The sequence below is a fragment of the Sphingomonas sp. NFR04 genome (genome assembly GCF_900114095.1).
GTDB lineage: Bacteria > Pseudomonadota > Alphaproteobacteria > Sphingomonadales > Sphingomonadaceae > Sphingomonas.
The window spans coordinates 16506-38042 of the sequence record NZ_FORV01000001.1 but is presented as its reverse complement, the minus strand read 5'-3'; the positions used below and the strand labels follow the sequence as shown (position 1 = coordinate 38042).

Annotated in this window: 21 protein-coding genes; 18 read left to right on the top strand and 3 right to left on the bottom strand. The window is 65.1% G+C overall.

Annotation, left to right across the window (positions count from 1 at the left end; translation table 11 throughout):
* Window positions 1-204 precede the first annotated feature (204 nt).
* The 15 genes from BM009_RS00190 to rpmE all read left to right on the top strand — a co-directional run bounded on the left by BM009_RS00190 (window position 205) and on the right by rpmE (window position 13876).
* Window positions 205-933 carry a phosphatidylserine decarboxylase gene (locus BM009_RS00190; RefSeq protein WP_093292580.1) on the top strand — a complete coding sequence of 243 codons (729 nt, stop codon included), beginning with the start codon at window positions 205-207 and terminating at the stop codon, window positions 931-933.
* A complete protein-coding gene (pssA, locus tag BM009_RS00185) occupies window positions 930-1754 on the top strand; it encodes a CDP-diacylglycerol--serine O-phosphatidyltransferase (protein ID WP_093292578.1) in 825 nt (274 codons plus the stop codon). The genes BM009_RS00190 and pssA overlap by 4 nt, the downstream gene beginning before the upstream one ends.
* A gap of 435 nt (window positions 1755-2189) precedes the next feature.
* Window positions 2190-2945 (top strand): 30S ribosomal protein S2, encoded by a 756-nt coding sequence (gene rpsB / locus BM009_RS00180; protein ID WP_019369395.1) that lies wholly within the window; start codon window positions 2190-2192, stop codon window positions 2943-2945.
* 82 nt (window positions 2946-3027) lie between these two features.
* Window positions 3028-3957 (top strand): translation elongation factor Ts, encoded by a 930-nt coding sequence (gene tsf, locus BM009_RS00175; protein ID WP_093292576.1) that lies wholly within the window; start codon window positions 3028-3030, stop codon window positions 3955-3957.
* A 123-nt stretch (window positions 3958-4080) separates the two neighbouring features.
* Window positions 4081-4809, top strand: a complete 729-nt coding sequence (pyrH, locus tag BM009_RS00170; RefSeq protein ID WP_093292574.1) for a UMP kinase — start codon at window positions 4081-4083, stop codon at window positions 4807-4809.
* 32 nt (window positions 4810-4841) lie between these two features.
* Entirely contained in the window at window positions 4842-5399 is a 558-nt protein-coding gene (frr, locus tag BM009_RS00165) for a ribosome recycling factor (RefSeq protein ID WP_093292572.1), read from the top strand.
* 108 nt (window positions 5400-5507) lie between these two features.
* Window positions 5508-6176, top strand: a complete 669-nt coding sequence (gene uppS, locus BM009_RS00160) for a polyprenyl diphosphate synthase (RefSeq protein ID WP_254772156.1) — start codon at window positions 5508-5510, stop codon at window positions 6174-6176.
* Window positions 6173-6973, top strand: a complete 801-nt coding sequence (locus BM009_RS00155) for a phosphatidate cytidylyltransferase (protein ID WP_093292570.1) — start codon at window positions 6173-6175, stop codon at window positions 6971-6973. Before uppS ends, BM009_RS00155 begins: the two co-directional genes overlap by 4 nt.
* Window positions 6970-8127: a 1-deoxy-D-xylulose-5-phosphate reductoisomerase gene (locus tag BM009_RS00150; protein WP_093294517.1), complete on the top strand. Its 1158-nt coding sequence runs from the start codon at window positions 6970-6972 to the stop codon at window positions 8125-8127. The genes BM009_RS00155 and BM009_RS00150 overlap by 4 nt, the downstream gene beginning before the upstream one ends.
* On the top strand, window positions 8124-9257 hold the full coding sequence (locus BM009_RS00145; protein WP_093292568.1) for a M50 family metallopeptidase: 1134 nt from the start codon (window positions 8124-8126) through the stop codon (window positions 9255-9257). Before BM009_RS00150 ends, BM009_RS00145 begins: the two co-directional genes overlap by 4 nt.
* A 68-nt stretch (window positions 9258-9325) precedes the next feature.
* Window positions 9326-12070: an outer membrane protein assembly factor BamA gene (gene bamA / locus BM009_RS00140; protein ID WP_175487841.1), complete on the top strand. Its 2745-nt coding sequence runs from the start codon at window positions 9326-9328 to the stop codon at window positions 12068-12070.
* Window positions 12070-12840, top strand: a complete 771-nt coding sequence (locus BM009_RS00135) for an OmpH family outer membrane protein (RefSeq protein WP_093292566.1) — start codon at window positions 12070-12072, stop codon at window positions 12838-12840. The genes bamA and BM009_RS00135 overlap by 1 nt, the downstream gene beginning before the upstream one ends.
* Complete coding sequence (gene fabZ, locus BM009_RS00130) at window positions 12837-13316, top strand: 3-hydroxyacyl-ACP dehydratase FabZ (protein ID WP_093292564.1); 480 nt, start codon at window positions 12837-12839, stop codon at window positions 13314-13316. Before BM009_RS00135 ends, fabZ begins: the two co-directional genes overlap by 4 nt.
* Before the next feature lie 31 nt (window positions 13317-13347).
* Window positions 13348-13563, top strand: coding sequence for a hypothetical protein (locus BM009_RS00125; RefSeq protein WP_093292562.1), 216 nt, complete (start codon window positions 13348-13350; stop codon window positions 13561-13563).
* Between the two features lie 82 nt (window positions 13564-13645).
* Window positions 13646-13876, top strand: coding sequence for a 50S ribosomal protein L31 (gene rpmE / locus BM009_RS00120; RefSeq protein ID WP_064313046.1), 231 nt, complete (start codon window positions 13646-13648; stop codon window positions 13874-13876).
* 441 nt (window positions 13877-14317) lie between these two features.
* On the opposite strand, the gene BM009_RS00115 is transcribed toward rpmE, so the two are convergent.
* Window positions 14318-14779 carry a hypothetical protein gene (locus BM009_RS00115; RefSeq protein WP_175487840.1) on the bottom strand — a complete coding sequence of 154 codons (462 nt, stop codon included), beginning with the start codon at window positions 14777-14779 and terminating at the stop codon, window positions 14318-14320.
* 252 nt (window positions 14780-15031) lie between these two features.
* Here BM009_RS00115 and BM009_RS00110 point away from each other — a divergent pair, with 252 nt between their 5' ends.
* Together BM009_RS00110 and BM009_RS00105 are read left to right on the top strand one after the other, a co-directional pair.
* Window positions 15032-16618, top strand: coding sequence for a tyrosinase family protein (locus BM009_RS00110; RefSeq protein ID WP_093292560.1), 1587 nt, complete (start codon window positions 15032-15034; stop codon window positions 16616-16618).
* Window positions 16618-17256 carry a DJ-1/PfpI family protein gene (locus BM009_RS00105; protein ID WP_093292558.1) on the top strand — a complete coding sequence of 213 codons (639 nt, stop codon included), beginning with the start codon at window positions 16618-16620 and terminating at the stop codon, window positions 17254-17256. Before BM009_RS00110 ends, BM009_RS00105 begins: the two co-directional genes overlap by 1 nt.
* Before the next feature lie 197 nt (window positions 17257-17453).
* Here the strand turns inward: BM009_RS00105 and BM009_RS00100 are convergent, their stop codons facing one another.
* Window positions 17454-18371 carry a LysR substrate-binding domain-containing protein gene (locus tag BM009_RS00100; protein WP_254772088.1) on the bottom strand — a complete coding sequence of 306 codons (918 nt, stop codon included), beginning with the start codon at window positions 18369-18371 and terminating at the stop codon, window positions 17454-17456.
* 113 nt (window positions 18372-18484) lie between these two features.
* Here BM009_RS00100 and BM009_RS00095 point away from each other — a divergent pair, with 113 nt between their 5' ends.
* A complete protein-coding gene (locus tag BM009_RS00095) occupies window positions 18485-19237 on the top strand; it encodes an SDR family NAD(P)-dependent oxidoreductase (RefSeq protein WP_093292556.1) in 753 nt (250 codons plus the stop codon).
* Window positions 19238-20408: 1171 nt separating this feature from the next.
* Here BM009_RS00095 and BM009_RS00090 read toward each other — a convergent pair.
* Window positions 20409-21131 (bottom strand): DUF1349 domain-containing protein, encoded by a 723-nt coding sequence (locus tag BM009_RS00090; protein WP_175487839.1) that lies wholly within the window; start codon window positions 21129-21131, stop codon window positions 20409-20411.
* Between the last annotated feature and the right edge of the window lie 406 nt (window positions 21132-21537).

The following is a 21537-nucleotide window of genomic DNA, read 5'->3' as shown; positions in this document are numbered from 1 at the left end:
TTCCTTACGAAAATATGACGCTTCGGGGACATCGGTTGCGCAAATTCCGGCGGATATGCAAGCGACCGTCGTCGAAAAGGATCCCGATCCTGGCCAGGGCAACAACGCCGCAGACGCGCTTTGTTGCCCCGGATTTTGCTGGCGCAGGGCCTGGCGTGCAGGAGTGTCTAGGAAAACCGTGGCCGCACGGGTACACCTGCGGCCATGACATCGCTCGACAAGCCTCCGGTCGGTACCTCGACGGTGAAGTGGCGTTTTCCCGATATCCACCCCGAAGGCCGCAAATATGTGCTGATCGCCGCTGCGGTCGCGCTGCTGAGCCTCTGGGTGTGGGACGTCCTCACCTGGCCGCTGCTGTTCCTAACGCTCGGCATCGCCGCCTTCTTCCGCGACCCCGTCCGCGTGACGCCGGTGGAGGAGGGGGTACTCGTTTCCCCCGCCGACGGCCTGGTCACGATGATCCAGCGCATGCCCTTGCCGCCGGAACTCGCCGGCCCCCACGCGCTCGGCACCGCGCCGATGGTACGCGTGTCGATCTTCATGAGCGTGTTCGACGTGCATGTGAACCGGACGCCGATCACCGGCACGATCCGCCACGTCATCTACATCTCGGGCAAGTTCATGAACGCGGACCTCGACAAGGCGAGCGACGAGAATGAGCGCCAGCACCTGGTGGTCGAGGATCGTGACGGGCTGCGCATCGGCTTCACCCAGATCGCCGGGCTGGTCGCGCGGCGCATCGTCGCTTTCGTCAAGCCGGGCGACATGGTGGTGGCCGGACAACGCATCGGGCTGATCCGCTTCGGCAGCCGCGTCGATATCTTCCTGCCCGAGGAATATGGCGCCCAGGTCATCCTCGGCCAGCGCACCATCGCCGGCGAGACGATCATCGCGCGCCGCGGAATTCCGAACGCCGCCGGGGTGGCACAATGACCGACCGTCGCCCGCGCATCGGGCGCGGGTTGGGGCGCAGGCCGGCGCTTCCGCGCGGCATCCCGCTTCGCGCGGTGCTTCCCAACGCCGTCACCGCCCTTGCCCTTTGCTCCGGCCTTACCGGCATCCGTTTCGCCATCCTCGGCAATTGGGAAACGGCGGTGCTGATGGTGCTCGCCGCCGCGGTGCTCGACGGCATCGACGGGCGCATCGCCCGGCTGGTTCGCGCCGAAAGCCGCTTCGGTGCCGAGCTCGACAGTCTGTCCGATGCGATCTCGTTCGGCGTCGCCCCGGCGCTGATCCTGTACCTCTGGTCGCTCCAGGCGCTCGGCCGCTTCGGGTGGCTCGTCGCGCTGCTCCACGCGCTGTTCTGCGCGTTGCGGCTGGCCCGCTTCAACGCGCAGATCGATCTCGCGGAGCAGCCGCACAAGTCGGCGGGCTTCCTCACCGGTGTGCCGGCACCGGCCGGTGCGGCGCTGGCGCTCACTCCCGTCTACCTCTGGCTGTGGACCGGCGAGGCCGTCACGCGTGCGCCGATCATCATCGCCGTGTGGACGGTGCTGATCGCGATCCTGATGGTCTCCAGCGTCGCGACCTTCGGACCGAAGATCCGGCTGCGCCAGAACGTTCGCTTCGAAGCAATCGCAGTGCTCGTAGCCCTTGCCGCGGCACTGGTTTCGGCACCCTGGACGACGCTGGCGATCGTCGCCATCGCCTATCTCGCGAGCATCCCGTTCAGCATCCGCTCCTACCGCCGCATCAGGCGGCTGCGCGCTGCGGCTGGGGACGCGGCATCCGTGCCGGGACCGATCGCACCCTGACGCGCGACAGGCGCGGCGACGGGGCGGGAAGCGCTACCGGCCGCACCATGCCGAACAATTCGACGAAGCGGTGCAGTTGCGGACGAATGCTTGTGTAGAGCGTCCAGACGGCGGCCGTGAAAGCCGACCCGAACAGAAAAAAGACAGCGAATCCAGTCATTACCCGGCTCCTGATCTTCAACGCCGATCCCAGCGGAACCCAAGAACCTCGAACCGCCGAGACTCCTGCCTGTTCCATCAATCGCGTTCTGATCGCTATATGTTCCATTCCTGTTCCGCCGTCAAGCGATGTTCCGATAATGTTCCAGCTTGTGCCCGGCCGCGCAATCGACTAAGCGGCCCGCCTCAACCCCGCATGGGAAGCATCATAACCCGGTGTTCGGACGCGTTCCGAATTCCCGCTTCCCAGAGGATCAACCGGAAGGAGTTATCCCTATGGCGGCACCCGTCGTCACCATGCAGCAGCTGCTCGAGTCGGGCGCACACTTCGGTCACCAGACCCATCGCTGGAACCCGAAGATGAAGCCCTACATCTTCGGTGATCGCAACGGCGTTCACATCATCGACCTGTCGCAGACCGTTCCGCTGTTCGCGCGCGCGCTCGAGTTCGTCAGCTCCACCGTCGCCGCAGGCGGCAAGGTGCTGTTCGTCGGCACCAAGCGCCAAGCGCAGGAGCCGATCGCCGAGGCAGCGCGCCGCGCCGGCCAGCACTTCGTCAACCACCGTTGGCTGGGCGGCATGCTGACCAACTGGAAGACCATCAGCAACTCGATCAAGCGCCTCAAGACGCTCGAAGAGCAGCTGTCGGGCGACACGCACGGCCTCACCAAGAAGGAAGTGCTGCAGCTCACCCGTGAGCGCGACAAGCTCGAGCTCTCGCTCGGCGGCATCCGCGACATGGGCGGCATTCCCGACATCATGTTCGTGATCGACGCGAACAAGGAAGAGCTGGCGATCAAGGAAGCCAACACGCTTGGCATTCCCGTCGTCGCCGTGCTCGACTCGAACGTTTCGCCGGACGGCATCGCGTTCCCGGTTCCGGGCAATGACGACGCCAGCCGCGCCATCCGCCTCTACTGCGAAGCCATCGCCATCGCCGCGACCCGTGGCGGCCGCGAAGCGCTGATGCAGCAGGGCTACGACTTCGGTGCTGCCGAGCAGCCGCCGGTCGAGGAAGCCGTCGAAGGCTGATCGCCCGCGTCATCGAACCGTAATCGGGGCGGGGCAGGGCGCACGCACTGCTCCGCCCGACTTTTAACTGAGGAATAGAGACATGGCCGAGATCACTGCAGCCGCCGTCAAGGAACTCCGCGAAAAGAGCGGCGCCGGCATGATGGATTGCAAGAAGGCGCTCTCCGAGACCAATGGCGACATGGAAGCCGCTGCCGACTGGCTGCGCGCCAAGGGCCTCGCCGCCGCCGCCAAGAAGTCGAGCCGCACCGCTGCCGAAGGCCTGGTTGGCCTGGCCGTTGCCGGCACCAAGGGTGTCGCGGTCGAGGTGAACTCGCAGACCGACTTCGTCGCCAAGAACGAGATCTTCCAGAACTTCGTCCGCGAGACCACCGCGCTGGCGCTGGAAGCCGGTGACGACGTTGCGGCGCTGAAGGGCACCAAGATGGCGTCGGGCCAGACCGTCGACGAGGCGCTGACCGCCAACATCGCTACGATCGGCGAGAACCAGGTGCTGCGCCGCGCCAAGAAGGTGGAAGTCGCCAAGGGCGCGGTGATCCCGTACGTCCACAATGCGGCCGCCCCGGGCCTCGGCAAGATTGGCGTGCTCGTCGCGCTTGAGTCGGAAGCTGGTGTCGACGTGCTCGAGCCGCTCGGCAAGCAGCTGGCGATGCACATCGCCGCCGCCTTCCCGCTGGCGCTCGATGAGAGCGGCCTGGACCAGGACGTGCTCGCCCGTGAGCGTGCGATTGCGGCCGAAAAGGCGTCCGAGAGCGGCAAGCCGGCCGAGATCATCGAGAAGATGGTGGACGGCGCGGTGAAGAAGTTCGCCAAGGAGAACGCCCTGCTCAGCCAGCTGTTCGTGATGGACGGCAAGACTCCGGTTTCGGACGTCATCGCCAAGGCGGCGAAGGATTCGGGCTCGGCGATCGTGCTGAAGGACTATGTCCGCTTCCAGCTCGGCGAAGGCATCGAGAAGGAAGAGAGCGACTTCGCTGCCGAAGTGGCGGCGACCGCCGGTCTCACCAAGTAATCAGGCGCGCCGGGAGGGGCCGTTTCGACGGCTTTTCCCCGGCATCCACGCTTGTTCGCGCGGCGCGGCTCCTCTAGGGTCCGCGCCGCTTCGCTGTCCGCTTCTCAAGATATCAGGAACCTCATGACCGCTCCGACCATCCGCCGCATCCTTCTCAAGCTGTCGGGGGAGGTCCTGATGGGCCAGGGTCAGTTCGGCATCGATCCCGAGACCTGCGAGCGCGTCGCGCTCGAGGTGAAGGAGGCCAAGGAAAGCGGCCTCGAAATCTGCATGACCGTGGGCGGCGGCAACATCTTCCGCGGCATCGCCGGCGCCGCGCAGGGCTTCGACCGCGCCAGCGCCGATTACATGGGCATGCTCGCCACGGTGATGAACGCGCTCGCCATGCAGAACGCGCTCGAGAAGGTGGGCGTCGAGACCCGCGTCCAGTCCGCCATCCCGATGGCCAGCGTGTGCGAGCCCTATATCCGCCGTCGCGCCGAGCGGCACATGGAGAAGGGCCGGGTCGTGCTGTTCGCCGCGGGCACCGGCCTGCCGTTCTTCACCACCGACACCACCGCCGCGCTGCGCGCCGCCGAGATGAAGTGCGACGCGCTGTTCAAGGGCACCTCGGTCGATGGCGTGTACGACGCCGATCCCAAGAAGGTGCCGACCGCCAAGCGCTACGAGACGCTCAGCTATGATCGCGTCCTCGCCGACAATCTGAAGGTGATGGACGCGTCCGCCGTGGCGCTGTGCCGCGACAACCATATCCCGATCGTGGTGTTCAACATCCGCGGCGAGGGCAATCTCGCTTCGGTGCTCCGGGGCGAGGGGACTTCCACCATCGTCCAGGACGCGGACGCCGCGTAACCCACCGCAACCAAGCTTCAAGGAGAGCCGAAATGGCCGCTTACGACAAGGCAGACCTCGAGCGCCGCATGGCCGGCGCCGTGGAATCGCTCAAGCATGATCTGACCGGTCTCCGCACCGGCCGCGCCTCGACCACGCTGCTCGATCCGGTGACCGTCGAGGTCTATGGCTCGCACATGCCGATCACCCAGGTGGCGACCGTCTCGGCCCCTGAGCCGCGGATGCTCTCGGTGCAGGTGTGGGACAAGTCGAACGTCGGCCCCGTCGACAAGGCGATCCGCTCGGCCGGCCTCGGCCTCAATCCGATCGTCGACGGCCAGACGCTGCGCCTGCCGATCCCCGATCTGACCGAGGAGCGCCGCAAGGAGCTCGCCAAGCTCGCCAACCAATATGCCGAGAAGGCCCGCATCGCCGCGCGCAACGTGCGCCGCGACGGCATGGACAATCTCAAGACCGACGAGAAGAAGGGCGTGTTCGGCGAGGACGAGCGCAAGCGCCACGAGACCGAAGTCCAGAAGCTGACCGACGCGACGATCGCCGATATCGACGCGGCGGCGTCGGCCAAGGAAAAGGAAATCCTGGGCAAGTGATCCGCCCGGGAGCTTCTGGTGCGGCCCGAAGGGCAGGGCGCGGTGGCCGTTAAGCTGGCCTCCGCTTCGGGCGGCGAGACCCCGCCGCCCCGCCATGTCGCGATCATCATGGACGGTAATGGGCGCTGGGCGAAGAAGCGCCTGCTGCCGCGCGTCGCCGGGCATCGCCAGGGCGTGGAGGCGGTGCGCCGCGTCGCGCGCGCGGCCCGCACGCTCGGGATCGAGGTGCTGACGCTCTACGCCTTCTCGTCCGAGAACTGGCGCCGCCCGGAAGAGGAAGTCGGGGCGCTGATGGGACTGCTGCGGCAGTTCCTCGAGCGCGAGCTCGACCAGATCGTCGCCGACGGCGTAAAGCTGCGGGTGATCGGCGATTGGCGCCAGCTCTCGCCCGATCTGGTGACGATGATCGACGCCGCGATCGCGCGCACCGCGGTCAATACCGGGCCCACGCTGGTGCTGGCGCTCAACTATGGCGCGCAGGCGGAACTGCTCGCGGCCGCGCGGCGGCTGGCCGAACAGGCGCGCGACGGCACGCTGGATCCCGCCGCGATCGACGAGGCGCGCTTCGAAAGCGAGCTGGAAACGGCAGGCCTGCCGCCGCTCGACCTGATGATCCGCACCTCGGGCGAGCAGCGCCTCTCCAATTTCCTGCTGTGGCAGGCGGCCTATGCCGAGCTGCTGTTCGTCGACACGCTGTGGCCCGATTTCGACGAGCGTGCGCTGGCCGATGCGCTGGCCCAGTTCGGGCGGCGTCAGCGGCGCTTTGGGGGCCTGTGAGCAAGAATTCCGATCTTCCGAAACGTGCCGTCGTCGGGCTTGCGCTGGTCGGGCTCGCGCTCGCCGCCTTGTGGGCGGGCGGCTGGGGCTTCTGGCTGGTCATCACGGTGATGGCCGTGCTGATGATTGGCGAATGGGCGCTGCTGGCCCAGGACGAGAGCAAGCGCCGCCTCACCCAATATGTGATGACGGTGCCGCTGGCCATCCTGAGCCCGGCGGCGGCAGGGCCGGGTTTCCTGGCGCTGGGCCTGATCTTCGGCGCCTTCTTCTTCGTCGCGATCGTCACCCGCAACGCCAAGCTGGCGGCGGGGCAGGTCTATGTCGGGTTGCCCGTCCTGGCCCTGCTGCTGCTTCGCGACCATCCGCAGGGCTTCGCCGCGACGCTGTGGACGATGGCCATCGTTTGGGTGTGCGACAGCGGCGCCTATTTCGCGGGACGGGCGATCGGCGGACCCAAGCTGGCGCCGTCGATCAGCCCGAACAAGACCTGGGCCGGGCTGGTCGGCGGCCTGGTTGCCGCGATCCTGTTCTCGGCGGGGTTCGTCGCGGTCGCGCCGGGTACGGCGATCGGCTGGTGGTTGGTGGCGCTGTCGCCACTCGTCGCCTTCGCCTCGCAGATCGGCGACCTCTATGAGAGCCATCTCAAGCGCGTTGCGGGCGTGAAGGATTCGAGCAATTTGCTGCCCGGCCATGGCGGCATTCTCGATCGGCTGGACGGCCTCGTCTTCGCGGCCCCGGTTGCAGCTTTGTTTTTTGCGATCCATCATCAGGTGGTTGTGGGAGGATACTGGTGGTGAAGCGCGTCACGGTGTTGGGGGCGACCGGCTCGGTCGGTACCTCGACGCTGGATCTGATCGAACGAAATCCGCACGCCTTCGAAGTCGTGGCGCTGACTGCCAATTGCGATGTCGAGAAGCTGGCCGCGGCCGCGATCCGCACGCGGGCGCGCTGCGCCGTGGTCGCCGACGAGACATGCCTGCCGGCATTGCAGGAGCGACTGGCCGGCAGCGGCGTCGAAGCGATGGGCGGCGCACATTCGGTGTGCGACGTCGCACGCATGGGCGCGGACTGGACGATGGCGGCGATCGTCGGCAGCGCCGGGCTCAAGCCGGTGATGGCGGCGCTGGAGGCGGGCGGCACGGTGGCGCTGGCCAACAAGGAATCGCTGGTTTCGGCGGGCGAGGTGATGATGGCCGCCGCCCGTGCCCATGGCGCGACGCTGCTGCCGGTCGATTCGGAGCATAACGCCGTGTTCCAGTGCCTCGATCGCACCGCGCCCAAGGGCGTCCGCCGCATCATCCTCACGGCAAGCGGCGGCCCGTTCCGGTCGACGCCCAAGGAGGCGATGCGCGCGATCACCCCGGCCCAGGCGGTGGCGCATCCCAACTGGTCGATGGGTGCCAAGATCTCGGTCGATTCGGCGACGATGATGAACAAGGGGCTCGAACTGATCGAGGCCTTCCACCTGTTCCCGGTCGCCGCCGAGCAGCTGGCGGTGCTGGTTCATGCCCAGTCCGTCGTCCACTCGATGGTGGAGTATGTCGACGGATCGGTGCTGGCCCAGCTCGGCACCCCCGACATGCGGACGCCGATCGCCTTTGCGCTGGCCTGGCCCGAGCGGATGGAGACGCCGTGCCCGGCGCTCGATCTCGCAGCGGTCGGCAAGCTGGAGTTCGAAAATCCCGATCTCGATCGCTTCCCGGCGCTTGCGCTGGCGATCGACGTGCTCAAGGCAGGCGGCGCGCGGCCGGCGATCCTCAATGCCGCCAACGAGGTCGCCGTCGCGGCCTTTCTCGCCGGGCGGATCGGATTTCTTGAAATTGCCGCAATCTCTGCCGATACGCTGTCTCGCTATGACCCGGCCGCTCCGGAAACGCTCGACGCCGTGCTGGCGATCGATGAGGAGGCGCGGCTTTATGCGGCTGAGCGAGTGAAGGACTGCGTCGCTTGATCCAATCCCCCGGCATCCTGCTCACCATTCTGGCGTTCGCGCTGGTGATCGGGCCGCTCGTGTTCCTGCACGAGCTGGGACATTATCTGGCGGGCCGCCTCTTCGGGGTGAAGGCCGAGGAATTCTCGATCGGCTTCGGCCGCGAGATCGCCGGCATCACCGATCGCCGCGGCACGCGCTGGAAGTTCAGCCTGTTGCCGCTGGGCGGCTATGTCCGCTTCGCGGGCGACATGAACCCGGCGAGCCAGCCTTCGCCCGAATGGCTGCAGCTGCCGGCGAGCGAGCGCGCCAAGACCTTCCAGGCAAAACCGCTGTGGCAGCGCGCGATCATCGTCGCGGCGGGTCCGATCATGAACTTCCTGATCGCGATCGTGATCCTGTCGACCTTCGCCTTCATGTTCGGCGAGAACCGCACGCCGTCGGTGATCGGCACGGTCCTCCAGGGCAGCGCCGCCGCAAAGGCCGGCCTGGAGCCCGGCGACCGGATCACCGGCCTGGGCGGCCGCTCGGTCGAGACCTATGCCGACATGGTGCAGTTCACCCAGTTGCGGCCGAATGAGCCGGTACGGATCGAATTCGTTCGTGGTGGTGCATCGCGCAGCGTCGACGCGGTGATCGGTACGCGGCTGGAGCGCGATCGCTTCGGCAACGAATTCAAGATCGGCCAGCTCGGCATCGGTGCGGCGGGATCGACCCAGGTGCCGGTGGGGCTGCTCGAAGCGCCGCTGGTCGGCCTGCGCACGACCGCCGACATCGTCCGCATGACGGTGGACGGGCTCGGCCAGATCATTACCGGGCGTCGCTCGGTGTCTGAGCTGGGCGGACCGCTCAAGATCGCCCAGGTTTCGGGCGAACGACTCTCCATGGGGCCGATCGAGTTCGCGTTCCTGATCGCGCTCGTCTCCATTAATCTGGGATTCATCAACCTGTTGCCAGTTCCGGTACTGGATGGTGGTCATCTCCTGTTCTACGCCGTCGAGGCGGTCCGCCGGCGCCCGGTGGAGCCGCAGGTGATGGAATGGGCGTTCCGGGGCGGCATGCTCGCGATCCTCGCGCTGATGCTGTTCGTGACGCTCAACGATCTGGGCGCTTTCGGTGTGTGGAGACATCTGGCCGGCTTGATCGGTTGAGGGGGTTCGTGCAGGGCGGCAATATGCCGCGCGCGTTCCGGCAATATTTGGATTCCGACTGGGGTGGGATGGTGACTGCGATCAAGGCAAGCAATTTGGGCGCGCGGGCGACGGCTACGCTGTTGGCAGGGACGATCCTGTCGGGCGTGGTAGCGCCGGCAGAGGCGCAGACCGCGGCAAAGCCCGCGGCGCCGGCGACCCAGCCTCAGGCTGCGCCCGCACCGGTTACGCCGGCGGTGGTGCGCACGATCAAGTCGCTGCGGGTGGAAGGCTCGCAGCGCATCGAGCCGGAAACGGTGCTCAGCTACACGCGCCTGCGCGTGGGCGACAGCTATACCAACGAGACGATCGACCAGGCGATCAAGGACCTGCTCGCCTCCGAACTGCTCGCCGATGTGGCGATCGAAGGCGTCGAGGACGGCAATCTGGTGCTCCGCATCCGCGAGAACCCGGTGATCAACCGCGTCGTCTTCGAAGGCAACAAGCGGCTGAAGCAGGACAAGATCGACAAGGAGATCAAGCTCAAGCCGCGTCAGATCTTCACCCGCACCGCGGTGCGTGCGGACATCGCGCGGATCATCGAGCTGTATCGCCGCCAGGGCCGCTTCGCCGCGCGCGTCGAGCCGAAGATGGTCAGCCTCGACCAGAACCGCGTCGACGTGATCTTCGAGATCCACGAGGGCGCGAAGTCGAAGGTCCGCCAGATCAACATCATCGGCAACGAGGTGTTTGGCGACAAGAAGCTGCGCGCGCAGATGGCGACCAAGGTCGCCAGCTTCTCGCACTTCCTCAGCTCGAACACGTCGTACGACCAGGATCGCCTGGCCTATGACCAGCAGAAGCTGCGCCAGTTCTACCTGACCGAAGGCTATGCCGACTTCCGCGTGATCTCGGCGGTGGCCGAGCTGACGCCGGACAAGAAGGACTTCATCATCACCTATGTGGTGGAGGAAGGTCCGCGCTACAAGTTCGGCCCGGTGACGGTGGACAGTGCGATCCGCGACTTCGACGACAAGAAGCTCGCCGCCGCGCTGCCGATCAAGGAAGGCCAATGGTATAACGCCAAGGCCGTCGAGGACACGGTCGAGCAGCTGAGCGAGACCGCCGGCCTGTTCGGCTATGCCTTTGCCGACGTTCGCCCCGACTTCCAGCGCAACAAGGATGCGCTGACGATGTCGATGAACTTCCACATCGGCGAGGCGAACCGCACCTATATCGAGCGGGTCGACATCACCGGCAACCGCCAGACCCAGGACAAGGTGATCCGCCGCGAAATGCGCGTGGCCGAGGGCGACGCCTTCAACACCTTCCTGGTCAAGCGCTCGCAGGACCGCATCAACAGCCTGGGCTATTTCCAGGACAAGTTCGAGATCGAGCGCAAGGAAGGCTCGGCGCCCGATCGCATCGTGCTGGGCGCGAATGTGGAAGAGAAGCCGAACGGCGAACTGACGCTGTCGGCCGGTTTCTCGAGCCTCGAGCGCTTCATCCTCCAGGCCTCGATCCGCCAGCGCAACTTCCGCGGCATGGGCCAGACGGCGAGCATCTCGGCCGATTATTCGAGCTATTCGAAGTCGGTGGAACTCGGCTTCACCGAGCCGTACCTGTTCGACAGCAACATCGCGCTGGGTGCGACGATCTTCCGCCGCGACTATAACTCGTTCAACTATCTAGGCACCAACCGCAACACCACCTATCGCCAGGTGTCGACCGGTTTCCAGCTGGTCGCGGGCCTGCCGCTCACCGAATACTGGACGCTGTCGGGCCGTTACTATCTCGCCAAGGACGACGTCACGCTCGATCAGTCGACCTTCTACACCAACGGCCAGTGCGATCCGTTCAAGGCCGGCCGCTATTATTGCGAAGCGGTGGGCAACCGCCTGACCTCGCTGGTCGGCCTGTCGCTGATCTATGACAGCCTCAACAGCCGCCTGCGCCCGACGCGCGGCCAGCGCATCTCGTTCGGCGCCGACGTGGCCGGGCTGGGCGGCGACGTCCATTATGTCCGCGGCCGGGTCGACGGCGCGAAATATTGGGGCCTGGGAAGCGGCTTCGTCTTCTCGGTCACCGGCGAAGGCGGCGTGATCAAGAGCCTCGACGGCACCGAGGTCCGCATCACCGATCGCTTTTACCTGGGCGAGCCGCAGTTCCGCGGCTTCGACATCCGCGGCGTCGGCCCGCGGGTGCAGCGCTACCAGTATAGCGGCGACCCCACGGCGGGCACCCAGGCGCTGATCACCGATCGCGACCAGGTCATCGACGACGCGCTGGGCGGCAAGGCCTATTACCTGACCAAGGCGGAGCTCGAGCTGCCGCTGGGCTCGGGCGCGGCGGAGCTCGGCCTGCGTCCGTCCATCTATGTCCAGATGGGCTCGCTGTTCTCGATCCGCCAGCCGACGACGAACAACTATTTCACCCAGGCGACCGATGCCTCGGGCAAGAAGCTGTTCAACGCCGACGGCTCGCCGACGCTGCTGGTCAAGCAGGATGCGGTGTTCGACAGCGCGGGGAACCCGCTGTACACGGTTAGCTCGGGCACCAACTCGGGCCTGCTGACGCGGTGCACCGTCGGCTATGCCGCGGGGACGACCGATTCCTGCGTCGGCACTTCGGTCAACACGCAATATTTCACCTCGACCTCGCCCTTCTACGAGGCCTATCGCGGCAGCACTGCGTCGCCGCGCATCTCGGTGGGCGTCGGCGTCAACTGGAATTCGCCGTTCGGCCCGCTGCGGATCGACCTTGCCAAGGCGATCGTCAGCCAGCCCGGCGACGACAAGAAGCTCATCACTTTCAACGTAGGGACTCAGTTCTAATGACGAAGAACCGTGTATTCGCGGCGGCGCTTGCCGCCTCCGCGGCGATGGCCGTCGCTGCGCCGGCCTCGGCGCAGGTCAACGGCATCGCCACCATCAACACGATGGAGGTGATCACCCGCTCGAAGGCATTCACCGCCGCCGAGGCGCAGCTGGACACCACCTTCAAGCCGGTGCGCGACCAGATCCAGGCGCGCCAGACCAAGTTCCAGACCGACGCCCGGACGCTGATCACCACGATCGACACCAACAAGGACGGCCAGGTTTCGGAAGCCGAGGAGCAGGCCGCGGCCGCGCGCAAGGATCCGAACTACACCCAGCTCATGACCCTGCAGAACCAGGCGAACGAGGAAATCCAGAAGCTGCAGATGCCGTCGATCCTGGCGGAGCTGTTCGCGTTCGAGAAGATCCTGGCGCTGTATGACGCGGCGCAGATCTCGGTCGTCAACGCGCGCAAGGTCAACGTGATCCTGCAGCCGGAAGCGATCGTCTACGCCCCTGACGCGGTGGACATCAGCGACACCGTCGTCGCCGAACTGAACAAGACGCCGACCGTTTCGATCACGCCGCCGGCCAACTGGCAGCCGCAGCAGCGCACCGTGCAGTTCCAGCAGCAGGTGAACGAGCTGAAGCGCCGTGCCTATCAGCTCGCCGCCGCCCGCGCGCAGCAGCAACAGCAGCAGGGCGCGGCTGCGGCTCCGGGTGCGGCCGCTCCGGCAGCCCGTCCGGCCGCCGGCGCGACCAAGCCGGCCAAGCCCGAACCGCGGTGAGCGGGGAAGAGCAGGGGGGCAGCAACATCGGTCCGCTCGATATCGGGCGGGTGATGGCGGCGCTGCCCCACCGCTTTCCGATGCTGCTGGTCGACCGCGTGGAGGAGCTGATCCTCCACAAGTCGATCGTGGCGGTGAAGGCGGTGACGATCAACGAGCCCTTCTTCCAGGGCCATTTCCCGGGTCGTCCGATCATGCCGGGCGTGCTCATCGTCGAGGCGCTCGCCCAGGCCTCGGGCGTGCTGGCGGTCGAGTCGATGGAGCTCGCCGGCTCGGGCAAGCTCGTCTACTTCATGGCGATCGACAACGTGAAGTTCCGCAAGCCGGTGGAGCCGGGCGTGCTGCTCAAGCTCCATGTCGAATTCTTGCAGAAGCGGTCGCGCGTCAGCAAGTTCGCGGGCAAGGCGATGATCGACGGCGAAGTGGCGGCGGAATGCGAGTTCACCGCGATGATCGCCGATCCGCCCAGCGCCTGAGGCGGCTGGTCGACGACGAAAGGGCCGGACCATGGACGCACTGACCTGGTTCGGCCTGTTCGCGGTGACGGCGATGCTGGTCACCTATGCGCTGGAGGCGCGCTCGACCTGGTGGGTGCTCGGCTTTGCCGGTGCCTGTCTGCTCGGCTCGGCCTATGGCTTCCTCCAGGGGGCCTGGCCGTTCGGTGTGGTCGAGGCGATCTGGTCGCTCGTCGCGCTCCGCCGCTGGTGGGGCATGCGGCAATGAGGTTGCGTTGGCGCCTGGCCTCTGCTAGGCGCGCGCGTCCGCTGCCGGTCGGAAACCGGCGGCTTTTTCCAAGGAATTCGATGTGAAGCAGAACACCCACCCCGACTACCACATGATCAAGGTGCAGATGACCGACGGCACCGTGTACGAGACGCGCTCCACCTGGGGCAAGGAAGGCGATCTCATGCAGCTCGAGATCGATCCGCTCGCGCACCCGGCCTGGACCGGCGGTCGCGGTCAGCTGCTCGACCAGGGTGGCCAGGTCGCGCGCTTCAACAAGCGCTTCGGCGGCCTCACGCTCGGCAAGAAGTAAGCCGTTCACGCCGGGTCTTTCGGGGCCCGGCGTCTACCGATCCTGCGGGGTCGGTCTATCGCTCGCGCCGCAGCGGCGCGACCGGGTGCGCCATGTCCACAGGCGCCAAGCTGCTCGCGGTCGCGGGCAGCCAGATCCTTTCCTTCCTCTCCGGCCCAACGATCCGACGTCGATTGCGGACGCGACCGATGCGCTCGCCCCTGCGACATCGCGCTGCCCGTCCGGCAGGCGCCATGCGCGGGCGCCTGCCCGCCAAACCTTCACAATTGCTGCCTAGCCAGCAACGGGAGGTCCGCAGCGAAGCGGGTGTCCTCGCCCGCGCTGGTCGCTCTCGATCCCGGCACATGCGCGCTCCGGCGAGCGCAAGGACGACCGAATTGCCCGTCACCCGCAAGGGTTAAGGGCGATTGATCCAATCCGGCCCGGATGTGCTGCCTTCGCTCACAGGCCGATGGTCAGCGCCGACCTGCGGCGCAGGCGCGGCTGCGGCGGGTTGCGATGCTGCACCGCGATGAAGGATGCGGTGACGCCGGCGGGTGCATGATCACCATGCGCCACGACGCGAACCACCGTCCCGACAAGACTGGGGATCTGATCGACTCCGCTCGGCCAGCCGAAGCCCAGCTGTCCGTGATAGTGATAGCGCCAGCCGGCTGTCGGTGTCCCTGCGATGCCGATGCCAATCATCGAAAATTGGACGGGATCGCCGCCTAGAAGCTTCCCTTCGAGCGACAGCGCATGGTTCTGGCCCAGGCCGAGCCCGCCACCGAACATGTCCGTACTGCGCATCTCTAGATCGAGTACGCCTTCGTCCATGATTTGCGCAAGCGCTGTCGCCGCGTCTTTCCCGACAAAATCGGAATCGTTCCGGTAGCTTCTATACGTCCATTTCCCTTCCAGCATAAATAGATCCATTCGGGACGAAGTCTGCTGCACGCACCTCTATAGCATCATAGTTGTGCTGTGATCATATGGTGAAAATCTACCTCTGTGTAGAATGACCATATTCCCAAATGAAGATCGTTCCGATACATTTGTATGCATGCATTGAGTCGCACGGTCTGGATCCTTGTCAGATCGTACCGCGCTAATTTTACATGAACTATGCATGTCGATGTGCGATCGTTTGCAGGATCATGGGGGGAGGAGCTTGTCATGAAGGTGGGGGTTCGCCGTTCGCTTGCAGATATTCAGGCTGATTACGACCGTGGGAATAAGACCGAACTCGAAACACTGATGCGTGCCTGGAAGGGCATCAAGGAACTCGATCCGGAAGATCCCCGGTCGTTCTTTATTCTGGGTGGCTATCACGGGGAGCCGTTTCGCGGTCCCGGCGAGACCGATCCCACCTGGTGGGGCGGCTATTGTCAGCATGGGACCGTGCTTTTCCCAACCTGGCACCGCGCGTATCTCCATTCGCTGGAGAAGGCGCTGCAGAGCATCCCGGGCTGCGAGAGCGTGATGCTGCCATTCTGGGACGAGTGCAGCGAAGATTCCCGGAGCAACGGTATCCCGCATGCCCTTACCGACGAGTTCTTCGAACTGGACGGGGTGAAGATCGACAATCCCCTGCGCTCTTTCAAGCTGCCGGTGTCGATCGTAGACAATGTCAAAGGCGACAATGCGCTCTACAGCAAGCCCGCAGGCTATGAGACCGTGCGCTATCCATTATCGGGATTGGTCGGCACACCGGCGGATCAGGCCGCGACGGCAGCCCATAACGCCAAGTTCCCGGACTATGCCGAGAATGTGAAAATCCTGAATGGCAACATCGTGAACTGGTTGACCTCCACGATCACGATCGACGGGCATGTGATGGGAGAAGTCTACAGCAAGTTCGTCGCCTGTCTGAATGCGCCCAATTACACGCTGTTTTCCAACACGACGTCGCAAGGCGCGTGGAACGACGCGCACCCTAAAAAACCGGTGCGATCGCTGGAGAGTCCGCATAACAGCATGCATCTGGCCGTAGGCGGCTTCGACGTGCCGGGGCAGGGGGACATGTCTCCCATCCCGGGCGCCAATGGTGACATGGGAGAGAATGATACGGCGGGGCTCGACCCGATCTTCTTCTTCCACCACTGCTTCATCGATTACACCTTCTGGATTTGGCAACGCCGCCACGGAGCGACGACCAGCTTCACCATCGATTCGAACGATCCCGGGGCGGTGTACGGCGCCAACAATCCGCCACCGGCTGGCGGCGACCCCGATGCGCCCATCACGATGGAAACGCCGCTGAACCCATTCAAGATGCGGGAAGGCGGCGTCTACACCTCCAACGACTGTATCGATATCGAATCGCAGCTCGGCTACACCTACGGCCCCGGGTCGCTGGATAGCTATGCCCATGCGGCAGCTACCCCAAGCGACGCTCTGCTGCTGACCACGCTGGCCGAGGAAGAGCGGACGCTGCACGTCGCCGGCGTCGATCGTTCCAAGATCCGTGGATCGTTCCTGATTACCGCCTATGCGGAGGTGGACGGCGAGCGCCGCTTGCTGGGGCGGGAGGCAGTGCTGAGCCGCTGGCATGTGGAGGGCTGCGCCAATTGCCAGACCCATCTGAAAAGCTCCGCGGACTTCCGGCTTCCGGCCGAAGCCGCGGAGCAGGGCAATGTCGAAGTAGAGATACGCACGCGCCAAGGCGAACTGGGCGGCGGCCCGCGCATGCTCCGTAAATCCGGAATTGCCGCGGCCGCGCTGGCGGAGGCGCCGGAGCCGTTCACGATGGAGATACGTTGATGGTGGCCGTATCCGCCCAGCCGAAGATATTGATCCCCGTCTACGAAGGCGTCGATCTGCTCGACGTCTGCGGGCCATCGGAAATGTTCTTTTGGGCGGGGCTGCAGGTGGACCTGGTAGCGCTGCAGCCCGGCCCGGTCCGCAGCGGCTGCGGGATCGTGCTGGACGTACCGAATGGCTTGCCCGTCCCCGCGCCGTACGACGCGCTCTGGGTGCCCGGCGCGAGTTCGGCGACGTTGACGCCGATGGTTCGGGGGCCGGATCGCACCTATCTGGATTTCCTGGTCGGGCAGGCCGCACAGAGCCGCTGGATCTGCTCGGTATGTACGGGCGCGCTTCTGCTTGCCGCGGCCGGGCTGCTCGACGGGTACACCGCCACGACCCACTGGTCGACCATCCCCGATCTGCTGGCGAGCTTCCCCCTGGTGAAAGTCGCCGATGGCCATCCCCGTTTCACGAAGGACCGCGACCGGCTCACCGGCGGCGGCATCTCCTCCGGGCTGGACGAGGCGCTGCGCCTGATCGAGCTGCTACGTGGTACGGCAGCAGCGCAGGAAGCGCAGCAGACCGCGCAATATTATCCTGATCCACCCGTGACGAGCGCTATCCCCAATGTGATCCGGCCGACGCTGGGATGAGCGGCGGGGCGGCGGAGGGCTGAGACAAGCCACCTGGCGCCCACCAAGGCATACGTCCATCGATCGCTTGTATCATTCCGGGGATCGTTGGCGGACGTGGCGGTGGAGTCCGAAGCGGTGGTGTATGCGGCGGCTGCATCTTAAGCACGGACGCAGCTGCTTCTCAGCGCGGCATTCGACAAGCGCCCCGGAGTCCTTCAAGTCGGATGTCCGGCGCCCACACCGATCGCAGGCGGGAACGACTGCGCCAGATGGTCGATCAATGCCCGCACCGCTGGGGGCAGGCCCCGTCGGGTCGTGAAGACGAGGTGGACGATGCCGACCTGCCCGTGCCAGGCCGGGAGTACGCGGACAAGCTGGCCGGCATTCAGCGCGGGCCGACAGACACGATCCGGCAGCAGCGCTACGCCGTGTCCGGCCAAGGCGACCTTGAGGAGCTGATCCATGTCGGTGCAGCCCATGCGCGGCTCGACCTGCACCGTCTGCTTCGCACCCTCGTCGGTCGTCAGATTCCATTCGACCACGTCATGTTCGTCGTTGGTCGATAGCGTCGGCACCGTCGCGAGCTGCTCGACCGAGGCAATCTGGCTGGCGAGGTGCGGGGCGGCGACAAGGATGCGGACCGAACGCCCGAGCGACCGAACCGTCAGCTCCGCGTCGCTGGTCAGCTCCGTTCTCACCCGCAGCGCCACATCGATACGCTCCTCGATGAGATCGACGCCCCGGTCGCTAGCGATCAGTTGCAGGCGCACTTTCGGGTATCGCGCGAGAAAGGTCGTCATCACCTCGGACACCGGCGCCACCATGCCGGTGGGGCAGCTGAACCGGATGCGGCCGTGCGGCTCCGCCTGCGCCTGCAGCACCAGCGCCTCGGCCTGATCGGCTTCGGCGAGCATCGCGCGACAGCGTTCGTAAAATGCCTGACCAACATCCGTCACTCGGAACCGCCGGCTGGAGCGCTCGATCAACCGCAGTCCCAGACGCTCTTCCAGCCCTGCGACGCGCCGGCTGAGCTTGGACTTGGGCTCGCGGAGCGCGCGTCCCGCGGCGGCGAAGCCGCCATGGCGCACCACCTCCGCGAAATAAGCCAGATTGTTGAGGTCCGTTCGCATCATCGTTCCTTTCCTGGAACGCTACGTGCCGGAACTGCTGACTACAAGACCCAGCGTTCAGGGTGCATCTCAGCGGGACAGCGGCGCTTCCGCCGCCGATATGCAGGAGATTCACCATGACGGAGCGGTTCAACCAGAAGGTCGTCGTCGTTACCGGCGGGACCAGCGGCATCGGCCTCGCGACTGCCAAGGCATTTATTGCGGAAGGTGCCACGGTATTCATCACCGGCCGGCGGCAGGACGTGCTCGATGCCGCGGTGAAGGAGATCGGCGGCGGAGTCACCGGGGTGCGCGCGGACATGTCCAACCTGGGCGACATCGACAAGGTCTATGACGCCGTCCAGCAGCGGCACGTCCAGATCGACGTCCTGTTCGCCAATGCCGGCGGCGGCGACATGCTTCCGCTCGGCGCCATCACCGAGGAACAGTATCAGCGGACGTTCGACACGAACGTGAAAGGGACGATCTTCACCGTGCAGAAGGCGCTGCCGCTGCTGAAGGACGGTGCTTCGATCGTGCTGACCAGTTCCAACGCCGGCTCTTCGGGAACGCCCGCGTTCAGCGTCTATGGTGCGAGCAAGGCCGCGGTGCGCGCTCTGGCGCGGAGCTGGATCCTCGACCTCAAGGAGCGTCGCATCCGTGTGAACGTGGTCAGCCCCGGGCCGACCGAGACGATCGGCCTGAACGACGTGTTCGGTGGCGGCGATCAGGCGCAGGGGATCAAGGACTATCTCGCCACCCAGATCCCCGTCGGCCGGGTCGGTCGGCCCGAGGAGATCGCCAAGGCCGCATTGTTCCTGGCGTCGGACGATGCGAGCTTCATCAACGGCGCGGAGCTGTTCGTCGACGGGGGCCTGACGCAGATCTGAACCGCCGGCGCCGACCGACCGGGGGCGCCTGGACGGTCGGCATATCGACGCTGGAAGATCTTCACCTGCGCCGCCGCGGGGCCACGGTGCAGCACGATCACCGGCAGCTTCGCCGTGAGCGCGCCATAGATGCGGACATAGACATCGCCGTTCGGGCCGGGCACCATCGGTTCGGTGAGCGGAGTGACGGGCGTATCTCAGTAGGCGGGATCGGGATCGGCCGGCATTGCCGCTCGGACCGGCGTCGCACCCGCGCAGGGCATGTTCTGGAATGCCTTGGGAAGGCAATTTGGTGACCCCTACGGGTGCCGCGAAAGTGATTTAAGCCATTGATAATAGGTGATAATTGTGCAGTGGTGATTGCCTTGGTGCCATCAAAAATACCATCAACTCTCGGCGCCATTTTGTCTCGATGAACGGGGAAGGGGGCAACGTTTCAGAGAGGAGACGGGAGCCAAGCGCACGAATCGTGGGACAGGGAGTTTTCAGGCATCTCCGTCGGACTGAATATGCCGCGCTGATCTTTGTTTGGCGGCTGCTCCCGACCAAGGTCGGTCGTTCGCCGGTCTCGTTTGAAGGGCAGCTTCTGACAGAACCCGCCATCCACTCGGCGCGAAGCCGTATGGCAGCAAGGCGCCCACTTCCTGCCGTTCAAAGGTGCCCGCCGGCTTCCCAGAAGCGGACATGTCGGGACTTTGGATCGCAATTTGTTAGGTCCGCCGAAGGGGAAAGGGCCGGCGGTTGCGCGTCCGGCTCATTGCGATCCGCGGGGCTTCAGGACCTTCCTAAATGCGCACTGCTCGATGCGGTGGGAAGTCGGCTCCGCCGGTTCTATCTATCGACCGCCGGGTTTTGATAATCCGGTGAGCCTACTAGCCGGGTAAGTGGATGCGAAGCTTTGGAATGCAGGATGCTTGACAGCATCGCGCCCACTTCCTGCCGCTCAGAGGCTCCGTAGCGCTCCCTTAAAGCGGTCATGGATAGCCCTCCGTCGGACGACGTGAAACCCCTATGCCATATCGCCGTTGAGCGAGTCCCACTTGCAATCAGAATAAAGCGGAGAAAAAATCGATAGCTGCCGAGATTGCGCCAAACCGAGACCAGTCTGCAATCAGCGGGCAGCCGCCAACTCTGCCCAAGGGCATTAAGCGAAACTAGCCTTTGGCCAAAACTACATCCCTTGCCAGTAATCCTTCAGCGCTGTGGATTGATAGTGCACATCGCTGAACCGAGCTGCGTAGTGATGGCCGCTAGGCGCCTGACTCACGAAGCCGACTTCCACTGCTGCGGAAGCGGCAAGCGGGAAGTCCCGGAGTATCTCCCAACGTTGGCCATCTTCTGAGGCATATAGCATCACTGAGCCGCCCACTCGCACGATCTTGAGCCAAACAGCGGGTGCCCCTGCCGGAATTCGCATGTGATAAGAATTGTCGCTGACCGGAGATGCCACGCTTGAACTGACCGCATGCGTCGTCTCGGTCAACCGCTCGAATAGCACCTTGGCCCATTGGTGGGGTGAGGCTGAAATGATCAAGGCGCCACCTTCATACTTTCCGCTCTCCGGTCGGGCGACCCGAGCCGAGAAGATGAAGTCGCCGCGAGGCGTAAAGGTCACACGGGGAGCTGTGTCCTTCGCCGGCCCATCAGCTGGTGCATAAAGGTCACTGCCGGCCGGAGCTACGACGGTAAGGCTGTCTCCAGCGACAGTGACGTTCTCCGCCTGACCGGCTAATTTCAATGCAAACGGAAGAGAGCTCAGGCGGTTGAGCAGCATGCGATTAGATACCGGAGTGCTTCTGGGCCGGGCTGTGCCGAGAGCCGTCGCGCCGCCAGTCTGCTGAACAGGTTCGCGGAACGCCAGTGCTGCGGACGCGGCACTAACCAGCAGCGCCATGGCGGTCGATAGCGACGCTGCCTTCGACACAAACCTTCCAGAAGCCATTTGCATTGGACCTTCTCACCCTAAGCGTGGAAGGCGAACATGTCTGCTTAGCCAGACGCCGGCAAGCGCTGGCAGCATCTGCGCCGCATCGGCCGCGGCGCTAACCACGTTACGGCTATGCGCCCACTCCTGCCGCTAGAACGCTAATCCGTGCTTCCTGAAAGCAGCCTCTAGCGCGCTGCGTTCGCGCGCCATTCGTCGACTGCCTAGGCGGAGGGGTCTAAGAGGGCGTCAACGAGCCTGATCAGCTGCGAGTTGCCGCGAGCAAAGGCCTTGAGGCTTCCACGCCTGCGTTAGAGTTGTAGGAGGCTGGCTGGCATCATGAAGGATGAGCGCAAACCCCTTCCGAGGGACTTTC

Excerpts from the sequence above, each read along its gene's own strand:
- BM009_RS00115 (WP_175487840.1), bottom strand. The coding sequence starts at position 14,779 with ATGCTGGAAGGGAAATGGACGTATAGAAGCTACCGGAACGATTCCGAT.
- tsf (WP_093292576.1), top strand. The coding sequence starts at position 3,028 with ATGGCCGAGATCACTGCAGCCGCCGTCAAGGAACTCCGCGAAAAGAGC.
- BM009_RS00105 (WP_093292558.1), top strand. The coding sequence starts at position 16,618 with ATGGTGGCCGTATCCGCCCAGCCGAAGATATTGATCCCCGTCTACGAA.
- uppS (WP_254772156.1), top strand. The coding sequence starts at position 5,508 with ATGGACGGTAATGGGCGCTGGGCGAAGAAGCGCCTGCTGCCGCGCGTC.
- frr (WP_093292572.1), top strand. The coding sequence starts at position 4,842 with ATGGCCGCTTACGACAAGGCAGACCTCGAGCGCCGCATGGCCGGCGCC.
- bamA (WP_175487841.1), top strand. The coding sequence starts at position 9,326 with ATGGTGACTGCGATCAAGGCAAGCAATTTGGGCGCGCGGGCGACGGCT.
- pssA (WP_093292578.1), top strand. The coding sequence starts at position 930 with ATGACCGACCGTCGCCCGCGCATCGGGCGCGGGTTGGGGCGCAGGCCG.
- BM009_RS00125 (WP_093292562.1), top strand. The coding sequence starts at position 13,348 with ATGGACGCACTGACCTGGTTCGGCCTGTTCGCGGTGACGGCGATGCTG.
- BM009_RS00135 (WP_093292566.1), top strand. The coding sequence starts at position 12,070 with ATGACGAAGAACCGTGTATTCGCGGCGGCGCTTGCCGCCTCCGCGGCG.
- BM009_RS00100 (WP_254772088.1), bottom strand. The coding sequence starts at position 18,371 with ATGATGCGAACGGACCTCAACAATCTGGCTTATTTCGCGGAGGTGGTG.
- pyrH (WP_093292574.1), top strand. The coding sequence starts at position 4,081 with ATGACCGCTCCGACCATCCGCCGCATCCTTCTCAAGCTGTCGGGGGAG.
- BM009_RS00190 (WP_093292580.1), top strand. The coding sequence starts at position 205 with ATGACATCGCTCGACAAGCCTCCGGTCGGTACCTCGACGGTGAAGTGG.
- BM009_RS00090 (WP_175487839.1), bottom strand. The coding sequence starts at position 21,131 with ATGGCGCTGCTGGTTAGTGCCGCGTCCGCAGCACTGGCGTTCCGCGAA.
- BM009_RS00095 (WP_093292556.1), top strand. The coding sequence starts at position 18,485 with ATGACGGAGCGGTTCAACCAGAAGGTCGTCGTCGTTACCGGCGGGACC.
- rpsB (WP_019369395.1), top strand. The coding sequence starts at position 2,190 with ATGGCGGCACCCGTCGTCACCATGCAGCAGCTGCTCGAGTCGGGCGCA.
- BM009_RS00110 (WP_093292560.1), top strand. The coding sequence starts at position 15,032 with ATGAAGGTGGGGGTTCGCCGTTCGCTTGCAGATATTCAGGCTGATTAC.